Raw genomic sequence first — 20,847 nt, forward strand, 5'->3', positions numbered from 1 at the left:
ATGGCATGTTGATTTGGATTGATGCAAGGTCGACTGCTTTGCCGATGGGCCCTCGACGGTCTGGGAGCTGCAAAATCGCTTCCCCACAGCAAGTCACGACTAAGTTACCGCCCAAGTAGCGCGCGTTCAAGAAGCGATGCGCAGGTTCCAGCATCCGCCTGAAAACTTGACCTGTAGGCATGTCCATTATTGGTCTGTCAGGTAACGCGCCATATCATTCAACTGTGCACGCTGGGAGTGGGCAGGGACGGATCCCGCGGTCATGGATGGCCACGCTTGTTTCAGGGCCAACGGCATAAACGCGCTGACGTTAATAAGCGCTTTACCGTGCGTTGCTCGGTGGCTAAAGTGATGGCCATCACACTTTTACCGCCGGTCTCATGGATGGGCCGTTATCTTTCGACCTCCATCCCTGTCTCCATCTGGTCGTAGTCGACAGCATAGAAGGATCTAGCTTGTATGAACTCCAACGCAACGTCCGTATTCAGCTGCGCAGCTTGGCTGCGCGATTTTTTTCAGCGACGGTCGCTTGTAGGTCCAGATCAGCGTCCACTTTATGGCTATCACTGCACTGCAGAAGAGTATCGCGCTCTTGGTCAACTGCTTTCTGATCTTCCCGGCTTCGAATTGGCTAGCAAGGACTCGGCAGCATGTGCTTGCTTTGTTTTGTTTTGCTCAGAGTGGTACCGCCATGAGTATCAGCGAGAGCATGGCTGGACGTGGGATCCTATTTGGCAGGTTCTCGGCTACTCAATCAGTGCAGGGGATCTAAGTCGCGCAGTACCCAAAGGTTTGGACGGCTACTGGAAGCGTCCGATACGAGTATATGACTCTGATCGGCGAAATTTTCTTGGATCTCTTTTTGGAGAGGGTGGGCTGCCGTTTAAGCTTCTGGCCGAGTCCGACAGCAAATTTCAGGCTCTGTTTAGTCGCATTTTGCGATCCTATGACCAAGCCCATGCGATGGGGCAAAACACCTATCAGCAGGTGGAGTTACTGGTAGCAAACGCCGGGCTACCTCAGGCGTTCCTTGAGAGTACGTCTATCGAGTTGATCGCGGGGATGGCAGACCAACTGGTTTCCTTCGCCAGCTTCTATGACCTCTACAACGAGTCGGAGCCAGTAAAAAAACTTGATGTTTCCTACCCGCAGTGGCGCGAGGTATTCCCGCTTCCGCTGGATCACTCGACCGGAACAGAACTCCTGAATGGCTTGCTAAAAAGGGTTGTGGTTGAAACAGCGAAAACCAGACGGCAGCGCGATGGATGGCAATGTATCCATTACTTGGAAGAGCCATCGGAGTGTTTGAGACTGCAGCTGTCGATGCCGGAAATCGTTTCGTTCAACCTTGCCTTTCAGCCGGCGACTACCCGGTTTGATCTCGCGTTAAGAGAAGGCGACAACGAGCTTGTGTCTTTAGGGCCGGGGTACGCAACAGTAGAGAATGGCGTTGCGCGTGTTCGTCTGCGTAGACGGAACGTAATTCTGAGGCGTAAAGACCACAGCGCCAGCTTGTCTCTTGTCGCAACAGCGGGGGGATTGGTGTTGGCCGCTGTACCTGTGCCAAACAGCATTGTCGCACTGGGAGATGTGCCGGTTGGATTTGAGCGTGTCAATGATCGCTGGCAGCTGTGCGGCCAGGCTTCTTTTTCCTCCCATTCGGAAACGGTTCTGCTCGTAATACCGAAGAGCGCGACTTGTGAGTGTGTTGACGACAGTGCTCTGCCCGAAGCTCGTCCAGAAGTTTTATCCCTTCGTTCATTTATCCTGCGGGGGAGGGCAGAGATCCGGGTTATGTGTGATGAGGTGTTTCGGATACGCACGGGATGCAATCATGACTCCACCGCACGCCCCGAACTGGTTGGCGTTTCCCTCGATTGGCCCACCAAGCCCCAAAGTACCTTCCTTGGTATGCCGCGTGTCTATTGGCCGCAGACTGAAGGGCAGGCACTGGATATGAAAGGGGACCTGTTTGTTGCCGGTCGGCGTATAACGGAGTGCTTAGCGCCAGAGCTCCTGGGTGTCCAGTATCTGTCCGTACGGAATAAAAACGGAGACACGCTTTTGCGGCGGCGGCTTGGGGTGCTGCCATCGGATTTTCGCATTGAATTGAGACGAGGAGATCAGCCAGACAAAGGCAGTGTTCTCGTTTATACCGCGCACAACTGCCTGAGCTCTATCGAAGCGCCAGGTGTCCTTGCTCACAAGATCAAACATGCGGATCACATCGAGTTTCAGCTGGACGCGCAAGGTATGCCACCTGCGAAGCTGGAGCTGACAATCACTCCTAACCTCCTTGGTGACGAAATTACGGTAGAGGTGCCGTTCCCGTCCTCTGGCTGCCTGGCATTTTCCGCTGACGGTACTCCTCTGAAGCGAGAGATCTCGATAGATGAATTGCTTGGTACACGCGTGTTTCTCTTCGGAAAGCCAGGGGCGCCCACTCGATTTGAGTTGGAGCTGAGTCTGCGTGGCAGCATTGCAAACTCAGCCCGCTACCATTGGCGCTACGTTGCTCGAGAGAAGCCCGTTGAAGTGAGCTTGTTCAGTATTCGAGGCAAGGTTATGGATCTTTTTTCGTTGCAGTCCGGGATTGATCAAGTTGTTGAGTTGAGGGTGTTCGGCGGAGGACATGAAGCATCCTATCGTATTCGTAAGTATGAAACTGAGGTCTTTCTGGACTCTGACCGTAATCTGCTCTCTGCATCCAACTTGCGTGCCGCAACTTACCCGGTTCCAGAGTTAATGCTGCTGCATGAACCTGCGCGTAAAACCTGTTCTTTATCATCTAGATTGAGCGAAGGGGTTGCTACCGGGGAATACGAGTTACCCGCGCTGGTCGCCAAGGAGGGCCCTTGGCTGGTAGTGCCGAATAAAGCTTCAAGCGTGACTTTCAGGCCACTTTTTTTGGCTGGCAACGCGGCCTCAACTTCGCAGGAAGAAGTCATCCACAGCCTGCAAAAGGCTGTCCTTGCGTTCGACCCTAAGGCAGAGGTAAGTGCATTCTTGCCGGTTTTCGACTCGATGGCAGTCAATCCAATACACAGTGGTTGGCAGTTTCTGCGCACACTATACGACCAGTTTGGATATCTGCCACTTGGTACCTTTGAAGTATGGAAGGCCCTTGTCGCTCATCCCTGTGGTCTCGCGATGGCTCTTTTCAAGTTCGAAATGGACCCAATCTTTATCGGACGTATTGAAACCGAGTTCCCGTTCCTGTGGGAGTGCTTTCCAATCCGGCACCTGCATCGTGCTGGTCAGCGTTTTGGTGCATTTCTCAAGGTTAAAGGCCTTCCGGAGCAGGCTGTCTCGGCTGTGCTGGAACGGATGGCGAAGAAACTGGGGGAGGCGGTACCAGCCTTTGGCGAAAACATTCAACGTTATTTGGCCAGTCAGCCGCTAGGCCAGGATGCGCAATTGGATCTGCCTATGTTGCAGGTGCTTGTCAGGGCGCACTGGTATCAGGAGCTTCTGCATGACCGCGCTGATGCGGAATGGCCTGACTTCAGTGGAAGTGAACTGCAGCGTTGGTGTGCGGCTCAGGACGAGTGCGTTGTCAACTTTGAGCCAGAAATGAGCTACAGAAATGCCGTTGTATATCTGCCTGTTTTTCTTGCAGCGGTAGCGAGCGGCAAGGCCCAGGTATCTGACGTTTTCGGCGATGGCGCCAACACGATCTTCTTCTTGCGGCAGATTCGTGACCTTGACTCTCGTTGGTTCAGCTCGCTGTATCAAATCTCATTGCTGCGCAATTTGTTGAGTTCTGATAAGGATCTGTAAGGATATGACCTCCTATTTTTCTGAGCTGGTAGACCAGACGCTGTCCCGTACAACCGAGTCGACGCTGAGTATGCTGAGCATCGCACACCCTGGTTTACGCAAGCATTTGACGAGCATCATGAGCGGCGAACCAGGTTCTGAGGGCGCATTCCTGGCACCACCTCTATTTGAGCAGACCTTTGGCTGGCAGGAATCAGCTTTTACAATGCAAGAACTGACGGGCGATCAAGGGTTGCTCAGTCCCGAGTTGGTTGCGTCGTTGGATGCCAAGAGCAATGGTCGCTATCGATTTGCTGCAAGCTGGAAGCCCTTTTCTCATCAGCTTGCTAGCTGGCAGGCGTTGCTGGAAAAGCGTCGTTCAGTTGTAGTTACCAGCGGTACTGGGTCGGGCAAAACCGAGTGTTTCATGGTGCCTGTGCTGGAGGATTTGTACCGGGAGTTGGCGGCCGGTGATGGGCAACCACTCAATGGCGTGCGCGCATTGTTTCTCTACCCGTTGAATGCCCTGATCAACTCCCAGCGTGAGCGTCTAGATGCATGGACGCGATCCTTTGATGATGGTATTCGCTACTGCCTTTACAACGGCAATACCCCTGAGCTGCATGCAAAGGTAAAGACAGAGCAAAAAGGGAAGCCGAACGAGGTGCTCTCGCGTGAGCTGATGCGCGACAAACCAGCGCCTATCCTGGTAACCAATGGCACCATGCTTGAATACATGATGGTGCGACAGATTGATGCTCCCATCGTACAAATTTCCAAAAAGCAAAAATCTCTGCGCTGGATTGTGCTGGACGAGGCTCACTCCTACGTAGGTTCACAGGCAGCGGAGCTGGCACTTCAGTTACGTCGAGTTATGACTGCTTTTGGAGTGTCGCCGAGCGAAGTTCGTTTTGTCGCCACATCTGCGACCCTTGCCGGGGACGACGCTGTTGCTCAGTTAAAGCAGTTTCTGGCTGACTTGTCTGGTGTTCCGATAGAAAATATCGACGTGCTCGGTGGCAGCAGGGTTATCCCCACACTCCCACCTAGTAAAGAAACGTCGGTTGCGCTGGACGCCTTGTTGCAGATGGCTCCACCGAATAACGCAGAACCTGATGTAAACCCCCAGCGGTTTGAGGCGCTAGTTCACGCGCCGGAAGCACGCCGTATCCGCGACATGCTTGTGCAATCGCCCAAGCCTTTGGGTGTTGCAGATATTGCTGCCCGCATGTCCCGTGAGTTCGGTGATACCTTTGATCAACGGCGTGCCCTGCAGTGGCTGGATATGTGTTCTGGCACGCGGCCAACGTCAGATGCTCCTGCCTTCTTGCAGCTCAGAGCGCATTTTTTTCAACGAGTGACGCATGGGTTATGGGCCTGCTTCGATAGAGACTGTTCCGCTAAGAAGGGCACGGCGCTAGAAGAGGGTTGGCCGCTTGGGAATGTGTATGCAGACCAGCGGTCACAGTGCAATTGCGGTAGTCCGGTTTTCGAACTCACATTTTGTCGTGAATGTAACGAACCGCACCTGCTGGGCCTGGATCGGCACGGGCGTCTGAACCAGTGGGAACGATCAGCCGGTGATGAGTTCTCGCTGTTGTCCGAGAGTGCATTTGACGAAGACTCTGCTTCGGCAGACAACTCCGGCGCGCTCAAAGTCGGCTACACGCCGATAGTCATGTCGGCGCTTACCGACACGACCGATGGTTATATTTCGGTTGAGTTGGACAAAATTCACGGCACCTTCTTTTCTTCCTCCTTAAGCAAAGTCGAGCTTTCAATTAACGACGCGGTGGATCTTTGCTGCGCCAATCCTGAGTGCCAATACAGCGGCTTTGCAGGTGGACTGCCATTTAGGCGGGCTATGCTGGGTGCGCCTTTCTACGTCTCTCAGGCAGTGCCTACCGTGCTGGAGTATTGCCCGGATTTTGAAAGTGACGGAGGGGCCAACCAATATGGGAGCCAGTCTCTGCCTGGGCGTGGTCGCCGGCTGATTACCTTCACTGACAGCCGGCAGGGTACTGCCCGTATGGCTGTCCGCATGCAGCAGGAGGCTGAGCGCAGTCGGCTGCGCGGACTGGTTGTCGAGATTTTGCAATGGCATCAAGCTGCTAAGGCTAGTTCAAATGCTGCGAGTGCGAATGTTCCACCAGATGTGCTGCGTCGCCTCATTGCCAAATTCGAGGATGACATCAAGCTCTATCAAGAGGTTGGGTTGCGGGAGGACGAGCAAAAAGCCAGGCAGGAGCTGGAGCGGCTGACGGCCCAGTTGGCAGATCCTCAAAGTGGCCAGCCCAAGGTTAGTCTGGTCTCTCTGGACTGGAGCACCATGGTGGAGGAGTTGAAGCATAAGTCCGACCTGAAGGACTCCATACTCCTTTACAATAAGTATCAAAAGCCAGAGATCTTTAGCGATAAGGACGGCCCGCACAAGCTGGCAGACATGCTGCTATTCAGAGAGTTCATGCGGCGTCCAAAGCGTCAGAACAGCTTGGAAACCTTGGGCTTGGTGAAACTAACTTACAGAGGTCTTGATGAGTCAAGACCGCTGCCTGCGCAATGGGAGCAGCGTGGCCTCTCTGCTCAAGATTGGCACGACTTTCTGAAGGTTGCTCTGGACTTCCACGTCCGGGAGAACAGCTACATTTCTGTGGAAGCAAGCTGGCTTAACTGGATAGGCAGTCGCTTTTCATCGAAGGTTTTGCGTCAACCGGACTCGACGGAATGGGATGAAGCTCGAGTAAAACGTTGGCCGCAAATTCGTGAAGGAAGGCATGACCAGCGTCTGATCAAGCTTCTTCTGTTAGGTGCGGGGCTGAGTCCATCCAACCCGGTGGACGTTGCCCTAGTCAACGCATGGTTGAAGGCTGCGTGGCTTGAGCTAAGCCGCCCCGGCGGGCCTTTCAAATCAGATGGTAACCGTCACTATCTACCCAGAGAGCATATTGGTTTTTCCCTGGTAGACCGGGCATATGTGTGTCCTGTTTCCAATAAGTTGCTTGATACCACGTTCAGAGGCCTGACCCCTTATTTGCCTGCTCGTGTGGACTTCTCGAAGCTGAGTGAGGCCCGTCGGGCGTCGTTCCACGCATCAAAGATCGAGATGCCCAAGGTCTGGAAGTTTGACCGGTCTCAAGACGATTACCTCCCAGGACTGCAGAAAACGCGGGCTGCTGTGAATGACGACCCAGCGATCAAGGTGCTACGTGAGCGAAATCTCTGGACGGATATTAGTGACCGCACCGTAGAAGGCGGATTCTACTACCGCACGGCCGAGCACTCTGCCCAACAGGCTGCAGAGCGCTTGGAAAAGTATGAAGACATGTTCAAGAAAGGGCAGATCAATGTCTTGAACTGCTCCACTACCATGGAGATGGGTGTCGACATCGGCGGTATTTCTGCTGTTGTGATGAACAACGTGCCACCGCATCCAGCAAATTATCTTCAGCGTGCTGGTCGCGCTGGACGAGGCAAAGAATCCAGGGCGTTGTCTTACACGCTCTGCAAAAACAACCCGCATGATCAGCAGGTGTTTACCAATCCATCTTGGCCCTTCGAAACTAAAATCCCTGCGCCCGCAGTAGCTTTGAATTCCGAACGGCTGGTCCAGCGGCATGTGAACTCGTTGCTGCTGGCAACCTTTTGGCATGAGATGGTTGGCACGACACAAACCGAACGCACTAATCTCAACACCGAGTGGTTCTTTAGTGAAGACGCGGGCCAGTCTCAATGTGCACGTTTTATCGACTGGCTGGGCGTGGCGGTATCCAATGCTGATGATGCGTTGGGGGCACTAGTAAAAGGAACTGCATTGAATGGCGTTTCGGCGGATCAGCTTCGTCGTACAACGGCTGAAGCCATCAAAACGCTTCAGGCCCGCTGGCTGGACGAGTATCGCTACCTGGTCGGGGAAGAGCTACAGGCCAAACCGGACAGCCCTTACCAGAAGCGCCTGAGGATGGAGAAAAACAGGCATTGCAAAGAGTATCTGTTGCGCGACCTGGCCGCTCGAACCTTCTTGCCGGGATACGGGTTCCCGACGGATGTTGTTAATTTCGACAACTTTACAGTTGAGGATTATTTCCGTAGCAAGCAGAGTGACTCCAGCTCAAAACGAGACCGTGAGGACAATGTGGCCCGCTACAAGGGGCTGCCTTCTCGCAACCTCTCTATCGCGATCCGTGAGTATGCGCCAGGTGCCGACATTGTGCTCGATGGGCGTGTGTTCCGTTCCGCTGGCGTTTCGCTTCATTGGCACAACATCAACGCCGACACCAACGAGGCACAAAAGCTGAATATGGCCTGGCGCTGTGACGCGTGCGGTAGCCTGGGATACGAAGAAGGGCTGGTAAAGGGCGATGCGTTAATTTGTACGAACCGCAAGTGTGGAGCGACCATTAAAGCAAGCAATACTCGTAAAGTCCTCGAGCCTGCAGGGTTCGTCACAGACGCTTATGTGAATGCTACCAATGACATCGAGCATCAGCGCTATATCCCGGTTGAGCCGTCCTGGATCTTTGTTGATGCGGCGAGTGTGCCGCTGCCAAACCCTGCGCTTGGAAGTATGGCCTATGGAGTGAATGGTCGGGTTTTCAATCACAGTTTGGGTGCCACGGGCGCAGGTTATGCACTTTGCATGAGCTGTGGGCGCGCCGAGTCCATGTTGGCGCATGACCAGTTTCCGCCTTCATTGTCTCCGTCGTCGGATCACGTTTCCCCGCGCCCGACCAAAGAGGACAAAGACGACAACAACAAGAGGATGCCTTGCCCGGGCGCCGGCAGTTTGCTCGCCAATGTGACGCTGGGGGCGACAACCTACACCGACGTATTTGAAGTCCTGCTGCGTCACCCGGTTACTGGCGAGTATCTACCTGATTCCGAATTGGGGCGTACTGTCGGGATCACTCTCTCCATTGCCTTGCGTAATTCGCTCGCTAGCATTTTGGGTATATCTGCATCAGAGCTAGGTTATTCCACGCGGCCGGCACGGTTGGAATCCGGTGATGCTGCACTCGTTATTCAGCTGTATGACGTGATCAGCGGTGGCGCAGGATTCGCGACCAGTGCTCCGTTGCATGTAGAGCAACTAATGAAGGGGATGGTTGAACGGCTCCGGTGTTCGAGTTGCCAGCACGGCTGCAGCGACTGTCTGTTGGACTCACACACGCGGCATGATCACGACAAGATTGATCGTCAGTCGGCCCTGGAGTGGTTGGGTGATGAGTTCGGACATCATGTCGGGCTAGCGCAAGAGGACAAGCTATCCCTTGAGGACGCCCGTTACGCTCCCGGTAATATTGAGCAGGTGCTGCGGCGTTGCATCAATGAGGGCGCCAGCGGAATAGTGCTCTGGGCGAGCGGAGAGTCATGTGACTGGGATATGTTGGCACCTCAGTTTAGCCGTGCTCTTTACAACTACCTGCTTTCCGATGAGTTGGATGTGACCCTTGTGATTCCGCGTGGCGAGCACAGCGACGAGGTCCTTCAAGATCTTCGCCGACTCAAGTCGATCGGCATCAACATTTGTCACTACGTGGCGGACACTTCAGTCCATGTGGTTGGTCAGATCGTGCATAGCAGCGGAGTGGCAACCATCGCTACCCGATCATCGCAATCGACCCTGCCGGGTAGTGGCTGGCATCAAGGTGCGGATCTGGTTGTGGTTTCTCGGCTCCAGCCTTTAGCCGACTTGGTGCCCGCGGAGTTGGGTACGGCGTCGCCAGACAGTGCCCCTCATGCCCCGACCCTGGATATTGAGATCTTTGATCAGCTCAATGGGCCTGCCAGCGGATTTGGTGAACGCTTTTGGTCGCTGATCGCAGCGGGTAACCCGACGATTGAGGCTTTGCTGAAGTCAGGGATAGTAGCGTCGCTTTCATATAGTGATCGTTACTTCCAGAACCCACCATCTGTGAGCTTGCTTGGCTCCATTCTGGGATTCTTCAAGGATCGCCTTGCTAGTGACGCTGACGTGCATGTGCAAACACTATTCAAGCAGCCGCGTGGGGAAAGCCGAAGAGTTTTTGACGACTGGCCTAGTATTGATGACTTTGAGGAGTTCGGACGCATGTGGCTGTCGGTAAAAACCGGAGCAAAAGTCCAGCTCGATATTCAGGCCTCCAATCGCGACGTGCCCCACCATCGCAAACTGCTCGTTGAGTTTACAGACGGGCAGCGGTTGAAAGTGCGGTTTGACCAGGGAATGGGCTACTGGCAACTTCGCTACGCTTCGTCGAGAGAGGTTGGGTTCGACTTTGCCGAACCTGTTGGTGACCAGTTGATGCTCATGGCAGAGCGGTTCCAGAAGGCTAAGGTCATCAACGCGGAGCAGAAATGGGCTACAGATGTGTTGGTCGAATTGCGCGATGCAGACACCTGATCATGCAAAACGACGATGGCGGAGCCAGCCCTCCCATCGTCATAGGGCGATCTGCGTCGCTGAAACATCGCCAGGACCAGCAAAGACTGCCTATTTGCTTGAGGAGGCAGCCAGCGGCGACTTAATATGTCGGAACTCTGGTAAGTAGCAGTGCTTGCCAACACGGGCTTCATGAAAAAGGGGAGTGAGGCCCGCCCTCCACGAATCACTCTTTTCGAGCCGCTGACTGTCGGTCGGCGGCTTGAGTCACCAGGAAGTAACATGGATCACAGCGTACACAACAAACTGGTTTCCTTTATCTGGAACATCGCCGACGACTGCCTGCGGGACGTGTATGTGCGTGGTAAGTACCGCGACGTCATTCTGCCTATGGTGGTTCTCCGGCGCTTGGATACTCTGTTGGAGCCAACCAAGGCTGCGGTTTTGGAAGAGGTGCGCTATCAGCGGGAAGAGATGCTGGCGACAGAGCTGGATGAGGAGCCTTTGAAAGAGGCGTCTGGTTACGTGTTCTACAACATCTCCAAGTGGACGCTGACCAGCCTCTACAGTACCGCCACCAACAACCGGCAGATTCTTCTGGCCAACGTCGAAGAGTACCTCAACGGTTTTAGCGCCAACGTTCAGGAAATCATCGAGCGGTTCGAGTTAAAGAGCAAAATCCAGCACATGGCCAACAAGGACGTGCTGTTGGATGTTGTAGAGAAATTCGTCTCCCCAAAGATCAACCTTACCCCGTACGATGCCGTAGACCCGGATGGCTACAAACAGCCGGCACTATCTAACCTGGGGATGGGGTATGTATTTGAAGAGCTGATCCGCAAATTCAACGAAGAAAACAATGAAGAGGCCGGCGAGCACTTTACCCCGCGGGAAGTGATTGAGCTGATGACCCATCTGGTGTTCGACCCGATCAAGGAGGATCTGCCGCTCACCCTCACCGTGTACGACCCGGCCTGCGGCAGCGGCGGCATGCTCACTGAATCCCAGGACTTCATTGAAGAGAAATATCCCTCCGATCCTTCTTCCAAAAGTCAGCGGGACATCTACCTCTACGGCAAGGAAATCAACGACGAAACCTACGCCATCTGTAAATCCGACATGATGATCAAGGGCAACAACCCGGAGAACATCAAGGTGGGCTCCACCCTGTCCACCGATGAATTCGCCTCCAGCCGCTTCGACTTCATGCTCTCCAACCCGCCCTACGGCAAAAGCTGGGCCTCGGAGCAGAAGCACATCAAGGACGGCAGCGACGTCATCGACCCGCGCTTCAAGATCAAGCTCAGGGACTACTGGGGCAATGAAGAGGACTGCGACGCCACCCCGCGCTCCAGCGATGGCCAGCTGCTGTTCCTCATGGAAATGGTCAGCAAGATGAAAGACCCGGCCACGGGTTCAAAAGGCAGTCGCATTGCCTCGGTCCACAACGGCTCCAGCCTGTTCACCGGCGATGCCGGCGGCGGCGAAAGCAATATCCGCCGTTACATCATCGAGAACGACTGCCTGGAAGCCATCGTCCAGCTGCCCAACAACCTGTTCTACAACACCGGCATCACCACCTATATCTGGGTGCTGAACAACAACAAACCGGAAAACCGGCGCGGCAAGGTGCAGTTGATTGATGCCAGCCTGCTGTACCGCAAGCTGCGCAAGAACCTGGGCAACAAGAACTGCGAATTCGCCCCGGAACATATCGAGGAAATCACCCGCACCTACCTGGACTGCGCGGCCATCGAGCGCGAGATGAACAGCAACAACGACCCGACAGGCATCGCCAGCCAGGTATTCCGCAACGAAGACTTCGGCTATCACAAGGTCACCATCGAACGCCCGGACCGCCGTAAGGCCCAGTTCTCCGAAGAGCGTATCGCTGGTCTTCGCTTCGACAAACAGATCAGCGAGGTCATGGAGCACCTCTATGCCGAACACGGCGACAAGGTCTACGACCACACCGGCCACGGCAAGGACAGCAAGCAGAGCTTCCTGAAAAGCATCGAGAAGCAGGTCATGGCCTGGTGTGAAGACAACGACATCAGCCTCAACACCAAGGCCAAAACCAAACTGCTGGATGTGAAACGCTGGGCAAGCCTCAAGGCCCTGGTGGACACCGCCCGTGAACTCATGGCCGCCATCGGTGAGGGTGAGTTCAATGATTACAACCAGTTCAAAAAACAGGTGGACGCCGAACTCAAGGCCAGAAAGATTAAGCTCTCCGTTCCCGAGAAGAACGCCATCCTCAATGCCGTAAGTTGGTACGACGACACCGCCGAAAAAGTGATCAAGAAAGTGGTCAAGCTCAAAGACGACAAGCTGGATGAACTGCTACACCGCTACGACTGCACCCAGGATCAACTGCCGGACTACGGCCTGTACCCCACCGGCAAGGCCAACGAATACCTCATCTTTGAGTCTAGCGCCGACCTGCGTGACAGCGAATCCATCCCCCTGCTCAAGGAGGGCGACAAGCAAGGCATCCACGACTACTTCCTGGAAGAAGTGAAGCCCCATGTGGAGGAAGCCTGGATCAACCTGGATTCCACCAAAATAGGCTACGAAATCAGCTTCAACAAATACTTCTACCGCCACAAGCCACTGCGCTCACTGGAAGAAGTGGCCCAGGATATTATCAGCCTGGAACAGAAGGCCGAGGGGCTGATTGCACAGATTCTGGGTGTGGATGTTGAGCAGGTGCAGGGGTAGGTGGCTATGTTGAGTATTGCTGAATTGCCGAAGTATGAGTCTTATAAAGATTCCGGGGTTGATTGGCTCGGCGAGATCCCGGCTGACTGGGATGTGAGGCGCTTAAAGTACTTGTTTCACGAGGTCAATGAGCGGAGTGAAAGCGGAGGGGAAAATTTGCTTTCAGTGTCTCAATATACGGGAGTCACTCCAAAGTCAGAAAGAATGGCTGACGGAGACTTGATGACAAATGCTGAAAGTTTAGAAGGTTATAAAATCGTCCGTAGAAACGATCTTGTGAGTAATATTATGCTCGCTTGGAATGGCAGCTTAGGGTTTTCTGCTTTTGATGGAATCGTTAGCCCAGCTTACTCAGTATACCGGCTGAAAGATAATAATAGTCATGGTTACTTCCATTACTTGCTTCGTACGGAAATATATAAAGCGGAATACAAGAGAAAAAGCACGGGCGTCATAGATAGTAGGCTGCGCTTATATAGTGATGACTTCTATGATGTCTGGGGTCTGATGCCAACTTCAGGCGAGCAGGTTGCCATAGCCAAATTCCTCGACAAAAAAACCACCCAAATCGACGAAGCCATTGCCATCAAAGAGAAGCAGATCGCCCTGCTGAAAGAGCGCAAGCAAATCATTATCCAAAAAGCTGTCACCCAGGGGCTTGATCCCAATGTGCCCATGAAAGATTCCGGCGTGGACTGGATTGGGGAGATTCCAGCGCATTGGGAGGTTAGGAGAAGCAAGTTCCTTTTTACACAGCGAAAAGAGAGGGCGTGGACTGATGATGTGCAGCTTTCTGCGACTCAGGCTTACGGCGTTATCCCTCAAGATAAATACGAAGAATTGACAGGGTATAGGGTTGTCAAGATTCAGTTTCATCTCGATAAACGGAAGCATGTGGAAAGAGACGATTTCGTGATCAGTATGCGAAGCTTCCAGGGCGGGCTTGAGCGTGCATGGTCGAGAGGTTGCATTCGTTCATCGTATGTTGTTCTTCGTCCTCTCCAGAAGATTGATCCAGGGTTCTATGCCTATCTACTCAAGCTGCCAGCTTATATAGCAGCGTTACAGAGAACGGCCAGTTTTATTCGCGACGGCCAAGACCTGAATTTTGAGAACTTTTCTAAGGTGGACCTGTTCATTCCTCCAGTCGAAGAGCAACGAAAAATCGGCAAGTATGTCAGCGGATTCCTTGCCTCATCGGATAAGGGAGTCGAGTTGCTTGCCGCGCAAATCGAAAAGCTCAAAGAATACAAAACCACCCTGATTAACAGCGCTGTCACCGGGAAAATCCGAATCACCCCCGACATGGTGGAGGCCTGATCCAGCATGACAGTACAGGTCGCCACCTGCAGCGCTGCCCAGCTCTTCTCTGAATGTTTGCATCCAGAGACATCTTCGATCGCCAATGCCATTATCACCAGCGATAAGGAGACAGTGACGGGATCGCTGACTATCCCGGAATACCAGCGCCCCTATTGCTGGCAGGACAAGCAACTGGATGGTTTGCTGCGGGATATCGCGTCGCACACCCAGCGAAATGCTGAACTGCCTTACTATCTGGGCAGCCTGATCCTGCATCAGGAAGGCGGCAAACTGAATATCATCGACGGCCAGCAGCGCATCACCACCCTGGCGCTGATGGGCTGCCTGCTGGATCCCGACCCGTCGAGCGTAGGTGGCCTGGTCTACGAACACCCCATCAGCCAGCAGCAGATCAAGCACAACCTACAGTGGCTGCGTGACCGTCTGGATCGGGTGCGAGACGGGATCGACTTCCATAAGCTGCAATTCACCCTGGTGATTACCCAATCAGAAGATGATGCCTACCGCTTCTTCGAAACCCAGAACACCGGCGGGGTAAGGCTGGGCGGCCCGGATATCATCAAGGCCCACCACCTGCGGGCGGTGGACAAGCTGTACCAGCCACAGTTTGCCCGCCAGTGGGAAGCCATGGGCTCGCTGGACAGCACGGTCAGCGCGTTGTTGAAAGGCCGCTATTGGCAGGGCGTGAAACCACGGGAGCTACCGCCCCACAACCAACAGCAGCGGATTCGCGACTGTATTGTCTCTGAACTGGCGCAGGGCACCGGTGAAGGCGACGACATTGCCTATGGCCGCATTCGCCGCCAGATTGGCCTGGCAGGCGACGTCCGCCAGCAGGCCGACCAGCAAGGCTACGAAGTGCGCCAGCCATTGAACGCGGGCATCAACAGCATCCGCTATCTGGCCTATTTTCAGGGCCTGCACAAACGGTACTGGCAGCAGCCAGATCTGGCGCATCTGCGCGAATATCGGCAGTTCATCGAGTGGCTAAAAGGCTTGTCTGGTTGCGGCTATCTCGAAAAACTCTACGAGGCCTGCCTTCTGCTTTATATCAGCCAGTTTGGTGAAAACCAGCTGGAGCGAGCGGCTAAGAAGCTGTTTCGTGTGGTGTATTCGAGACGAGTGAGTAATCAAAAGTCTGTGCGTGAGAACTCTGTTCCGGCCTTTGTTCGAGAGTATCCGATTCTGGACTGGATCGCCGCCAGCTATACCCCCGAGCAGTGCTTTGAATTCCTGGACAGCTTCAACCTCAGAGTGGATTCAAGCAATTTGGACAAGAACAGTGTGAAGCGGCGGTTTATGGACGCAGTTTGCGAGCAGTTTGGTTTGCAGTTGGATGCAGGGCAGTACGAAAGTCGCTTCGCTGCTGCATTACACCAGCAAATTGTGGGAGGGCGGAGATGAGGGCGCTTGCGGAGCATCATGTGCGCACCGAAGTGCTGACGCTGGCAGCGGTCCGCACCCGCGGTATGGCCTTCGTCATTCCCAGCTATCAGCGTCCGTATGTATGGCGTGATGAGGATGTACTCAAACTGTTTGACGATATCCGGGACGCTTACAAGGCGAGGGAGCCTCAGTACTTTATCGGCAGTGTGTTGTCAGCTATTCGTGATGAGGGAGAACTGCTCACTTACGAGCTGATTGACGGTCAACAGCGCACGACTACTTTGATGTTGTTGTCACTGGCGTTCAAGGCTGCTGGTGTGATCACGCCTTTGGCGGAGGTTTCTATCCTTGGTAAAAAGCCTAGATTGACGTTCGAGATCCGTGACGCAGTGAGTGATCTCCTTGGTAGCTATGCGGGGCTGGATCGAATGACGCGCCCAGGGGCTGATGCCATCGAGAATGACGCCTACCTGACCCATCTGGATGCGAACCTGCGCGTGCTCAAACAGCAGGTCAAGAAGCTGCCTGAAAATGAGAGTTTCAGCCGAGAGGGGTTTGCCGACTATATCTACCGCAAGGTGAGCTGGGTAAACAATATCGTTCCTTCGAGCATGGACCTCAACCGCCTGTTCGCCAGCATGAATACTGCAGGTATTCAGCTGGAGCCGGTCGACCTGTTGAAGGCCAAACTTTTCCGTAAACTGACAAGTGACCTGCCGCTGTACAGCGCAATCTGGCAGGCCTGTGAGCATACGGAGAACTATTTTGAACGTAATCTCCGACAGCTGTTCCCTAATGCCAACTGGCATGCCATTGAGTATTCAGCTCTCAAAAGCTACGAGAGTAGTGGCATTCAGCAGAAGTCAGTTGATAGCGAAGGGCGCTCGGGAACATTGAGCGGTAAGACGCTTGCGTCGCTGTTAGAGGAGGTCAAAGCCGGTGATGCCTCAGCGAATGTTGAGCTGAAGGCCGACAAGGACGTCCAGGAGGGCATTGAAGACGAAACCGTCTATTGTCGCTCAATCGTTAGCTTCGAGCTGCTGTTGATTCACGCGTTGCGGGTTTTCTGCGCATTGAGGGGCTGGCCGGATATCAGCGCACGAATTAAGGCGTCCAACCTGATGGCCTGTTTTGAGTGTTTGCTCAACAAGGACGAGGTCGAAATCAAGTCTTTCATCCAGTTGCTTTGGCAGGTTCGATACCAGTTTGACACCTGGGTGGTGAAGTGGGTGGAGCATGATGACAGCGCCGACCCTCAGCTGCGACTCACCTACATGAGCCGTTCTCAATCCGGCGGAAAATACTACATCAACCGCAGTGCGCGAGAGTTGAGCGAGCTGGTTCAGTTGCAAGCGGTGCGAAACTCTACGGGTGACCGTTCCGCGCATTACTGGCTGACCGCTTTTCTCGCACGGTTGGTGTTGGATCCAGATATGGGCTATGAGCAAGCGTTGTCGGCCTTGGAAAAGATCGACAATCAGCTTTCGCTTGCAACAGAAACCCAAAAAGAGGCCAGTTTCAAAATCGCCGTTGGGGGTGCGCCGGCTACTGATAGCTGGGCATCTGTTTCACGGTATCTGGCCAGCGCGAAGGGGACTAGCTTCGAGCATTATTGGTTTCAGAAGCTGGAATACCTGCTCTGGAAAAACGGTGACAAGGATGATGAAAAGCTCAAGCGGTACCGAATCACATCAAAGAACTCTGTGGAGCACGTGCATCCTCAGCGTGAGGAGTACAAAAAGTCCCTGTCCAAGGAGTCGCTGGATGCGTTCGGCAACCTGGTGTTGCTGAGTCCGGGCGAAAACTCGTCATACAGCAACCAGACGGTTGGTAAAAAGCGTGAAGACTTTAGGGACAAACCCCGGTATGACGCATTGAAGCTGAAGGCGATATTTGAGATCTATGATCAGGCTGACAAGCGTTGGGGTGTAGACGAGATCGCCGAGCACCAAAGGCGGATGATTGCATTACTGGAAAGTCACTACGGGCAAGGAGCGATAAATGGTTAGCCAAACCAATGAGTTGGCGTTGGAAGTAGCCATCGAGCAGGCGCTCACGGGGATGACCACTGAAGCCTACAAACAGGCCACTGAATTGAATGAATCCCCGACGGGACAGTTGGTTGCCAACAACGGCTTCGAGCTTGGGCTACCTTCTGATTTTAATGCTCAATTCGCTCTGGATGAAAAGCAGTTCTGGCGCTTCCTTGAGAAGACCCAGGCCAAGGAGCTGGGTAAGCTGCAAAAGCATAACCCCTCCGACTGGAGTCGCAAGCTCATTGAGCGCTATGACCGGCTCATCAAAAAGCACGGCATTTTGTATCTGCTGAAGAAAGGGCTAGCGGTCGACGATGCGCACTTTCAGTTGATGTACCCAGCTCCGTTGGCCAGCAGTAGTGAGAAGGTGAAGCAGAACTTTACTGCGAATATCTTTAGCTGTACCCGCCAGGTGCGTTACTCCCAAGCAAACCCCCTCCATGAGATCGATATGGTTCTATTTCTCAACGGCATCCCGTTGGTGACTATGGAGCTTAAAAACCCATGGACCGGGCAAACTGCGCGTTATCAAGGGCAGAAGCAGTATCGCGAGGGCCGCGATGCAAATCAGCCATTGCTCAGCTTCGCTCGTTGTCTGGTGCACATGGCTGTGGACACCGATGAGGTGTACATGACCACCAAGCTGGATGGAAAGAACACCTACTTCTTGCCGTTTAACAAAGGCCATAATTTCGGCCAAGGTAACCCGCCTAACCCGAATGGACACAAGACAGCCTATCTGTGGCAGGAAGTGCTCACCAAGGAGAGCTTGGCCAATATCATTCAGCACTTCATGCGCCTGGATGGCAGCAGCAAGGACCCGCTGGGTAAACGTACGCTTTTCTTTCCTCGATACCACCAGATGGAAGTCGTGAGGCGCTTGGTGGATCACGCTGCCCACCATGGCGTAGGTCACACGTATCTGATTCAGCATTCGGCAGGTTCGGGCAAGTCAAACTCGATTACATGGGCTGCGTATCAGTTGATTGAAGCCTATCCGGCGTCTGATGAAGCTGCTCGAGGCAGAGCGTTGGACACACCGTTATTCGACTCGGTAATCGTGGTCACTGATCGACGCCTACTGGATAAGCAGATTCGCGACAACATCAAGGACTTCTCCGAGGTCAAGAATATCGTTGCGCCGGTGTTCAAATCTTCTGAGCTGAAAAGCGCGCTGGAGAGCGGTAAAAAGATCATCATCACCACGATTCAAAAATTCCCCTTCATCGTCGACGGGATAGAGAATCTGAGTGACAAGCGTTTTGCGGTGATCATTGATGAGGCTCATAGCTCTCAGTCCGGTTCGGCTCACGACAATATGAACCGGGCAATGGGGCAGGAGGATGACGAGGATGATCAGGATAAAATTCTGAGAGCCATGCGTTCACGCAAGATGCGTGGTAACGCTTCCTACCTGGCATTTACTGCGACCCCCAAGAACACCACCCTGGAAAAGTTTGGTGAAAAGCAGGCTGACGGCACCTACAAGCCATTTCACCTTTACTCGATGAAGCAGGCGATCGAGGAGCGCTTCATTCTCGATGTGCTGGCCAACTACACCACGTACCGAGGCTATTACGAAATCGAGAAATCGATCTCTGAGAACCCGCTGTTTGACACTAAAAAGGCTCAGAAAAAGCTGCGAGCTTACGTGGAACGAAGTGAGCGAACCATTGAGATCAAAGCCGAGATCATGCTTGAGCACTTCATCCCTCACGTCGTGAATGCCAAGAAGCTGAAGGGCAAAGCCAAGGGGATGGTCGTAACGCATAATATTGAAACCGCAATTCGCTACCACAAGTCGATTGCACGAATGCTGCAGGAGAAGGGGAATCCGTTCAAGGCGCTGGTAGCCTTTTCAGGTGCGAAAGAGGTTGACGGTATTGAGTACACCGAAGCGGGAATGAACGGCTTCTCGGATAACGACACCAAGGACAAGTTTGATACTGACGAGTACCGGCTGCTAGTTGTAGCCAACAAATATCTGACGGGGTTTGATCAGCCTAAACTCTGTGCCATGTACATCGACAAACCTCTTGCATCTGTGCTGTGCGTGCAGACATTGTCTCGCCTCAATCGTTCAGCTCCGAAACTGGACAAAAAAACAGAGGATCTCTTTGTCCTGGATTTTTGTAATTCCATCGACGAGATCAAGGAGGCGTTTGATCCGTTCTATACCTCGACGTCTCTCACAAGGTCGACCGACGTCAATGTTCTCCACGAGCTCAAGGAGCTGATGGATGATGTCGGCGTGTACGAATGGCATGAGGTAGAGGACTTTGTGAGCCGCTACTTCAACAATGAGGACGCCCAGACCCTAAGCCCGATTATCGATGTGGCCGCGTCACGGTTTGAGCAAGGCCTGGATCTGGAAGATGGCGACAAGATTGATTTCAAAATCAAGGCCAAGCAATACGTAAAAGTCTACGGCCAGATGGCGTCGATCATGCCGTATGAGATTGTTGCGTGGGAGAAGCTGTTCTGGTTCCTCAAATTCCTTATTCCGAAGCTGAAGGTCAAGGACCCAGAGTCAGACTCCATCGATGAGCTTCTAGAGTCGGTAGATCTCAGCTCCTACGGCTTACAGCGAGTAAAACTGAATCAGGCTATTGCGCTCGATCAGGCTGAGTCCGAGGTTGACCCGCAGAACCCGAATCCGCGCGGTGGGCATGATACGGACCCACAATTTGATCCGTTGGAGGACATCGTGCGTTCATTCAATGAGCGCTGGTTTCAGGGGTGGAGCGCGACTCCTGAGGAGCAGAAGGTCAAGTTCGTCAATATCGCCGAAAGCATCAAGCAGCACCCGGATTTTAAGCCCAAGTATCAAGACAATCCTGACCCGCATAACCGGGAACTGGCTTTCGAAAAAATCCTGAAAGAAGTGATGCTGAAACGGCGTAAGGATGAGTTGGAGCTCTACAAGCTGTTTGCCGGAGATGACGCATTCAAGTCAGCATGGATGCAAAGCATGCAGCGGCTGATTACCAATAACACCATGGCTCCTTGATCATGCAATCGAGGGTGATGGTGTACTGGCGGCTGGTGGGAGCTGAGCTGTTGTCGATTGAGCATGTATCGCCATAGTGTCACGCGAGTGATTTTAGGCACAGTTGCGTCTAGTGCGCGTAATACGCTTCGATTCTTGCTGGGCCTAATATCGACTGATAAAGTCTCGCGTCCAAGTCGTTCTGTGCGGGCTTACGGCGAAAAAGTGCTTTTGCGTTATACCCAGGGACTAGGGTCAGTTACTCAAGACTTTAG

The 20,847-nt window shown here is 53.5% G+C and carries 7 protein-coding genes; all 7 read left to right on the top strand.

Annotated elements, in window-relative coordinates; genetic code table 11:
• Positions 1 to 459: 459 nt before the first annotated feature.
• The 7 genes from EF096_RS10635 (at position 460) to EF096_RS10665 (ending at position 20,593) form a co-directional block, all read left to right on the top strand.
• Entirely contained in the window at positions 460 to 3,780 is a 3,321-nt protein-coding gene (locus tag EF096_RS10635) for an STY4851/ECs_5259 family protein (RefSeq protein WP_123889608.1), read from the top strand.
• 4 nt (positions 3,781 to 3,784) lie between these two features.
• Complete coding sequence (locus EF096_RS10640; protein WP_123889609.1) at positions 3,785 to 10,138, top strand: DEAD/DEAH box helicase; 6,354 nt, start codon at positions 3,785 to 3,787, stop codon at positions 10,136 to 10,138.
• A 150-nt stretch (positions 10,139 to 10,288) separates the two neighbouring features.
• Complete coding sequence (locus tag EF096_RS10645; RefSeq protein WP_235869709.1) at positions 10,289 to 12,838, top strand: HsdM family class I SAM-dependent methyltransferase; 2,550 nt, start codon at positions 10,289 to 10,291, stop codon at positions 12,836 to 12,838.
• Between the two features lie 6 nt (positions 12,839 to 12,844).
• A complete protein-coding gene (locus EF096_RS20385) occupies positions 12,845 to 14,158 on the top strand; it encodes a restriction endonuclease subunit S (RefSeq protein ID WP_177412332.1) in 1,314 nt (437 codons plus the stop codon).
• Between the two features lie 6 nt (positions 14,159 to 14,164).
• Positions 14,165 to 15,565, top strand: coding sequence for a DUF262 domain-containing protein (locus tag EF096_RS10655; protein WP_123889610.1), 1,401 nt, complete (start codon positions 14,165 to 14,167; stop codon positions 15,563 to 15,565).
• 32 nt (positions 15,566 to 15,597) lie between these two features.
• Positions 15,598 to 17,556 (top strand): DUF262 domain-containing protein, encoded by a 1,959-nt coding sequence (locus EF096_RS10660; protein WP_218565729.1) that lies wholly within the window; start codon positions 15,598 to 15,600, stop codon positions 17,554 to 17,556.
• Positions 17,549 to 20,593, top strand: a complete 3,045-nt coding sequence (locus EF096_RS10665; RefSeq protein ID WP_123889611.1) for a type I restriction endonuclease subunit R — start codon at positions 17,549 to 17,551, stop codon at positions 20,591 to 20,593. The genes EF096_RS10660 and EF096_RS10665 overlap by 8 nt, the downstream gene beginning before the upstream one ends.
• Positions 20,594 to 20,847 lie beyond the last annotated feature (254 nt).

Source organism: Pseudomonas neustonica (assembly GCF_003797945.1).
GTDB lineage: Bacteria > Pseudomonadota > Gammaproteobacteria > Pseudomonadales > Pseudomonadaceae > Halopseudomonas > Halopseudomonas neustonica.

Excerpts from the sequence above, each read along its gene's own strand:
- EF096_RS10655 (WP_123889610.1), top strand. The coding sequence starts at position 14,165 with ATGACAGTACAGGTCGCCACCTGCAGCGCTGCCCAGCTCTTCTCTGAA.
- EF096_RS20385 (WP_177412332.1), top strand. The coding sequence starts at position 12,845 with ATGTTGAGTATTGCTGAATTGCCGAAGTATGAGTCTTATAAAGATTCC.
- EF096_RS10635 (WP_123889608.1), top strand. The coding sequence starts at position 460 with ATGAACTCCAACGCAACGTCCGTATTCAGCTGCGCAGCTTGGCTGCGC.
- EF096_RS10640 (WP_123889609.1), top strand. The coding sequence starts at position 3,785 with ATGACCTCCTATTTTTCTGAGCTGGTAGACCAGACGCTGTCCCGTACA.
- EF096_RS10665 (WP_123889611.1), top strand. The coding sequence starts at position 17,549 with ATGGTTAGCCAAACCAATGAGTTGGCGTTGGAAGTAGCCATCGAGCAG.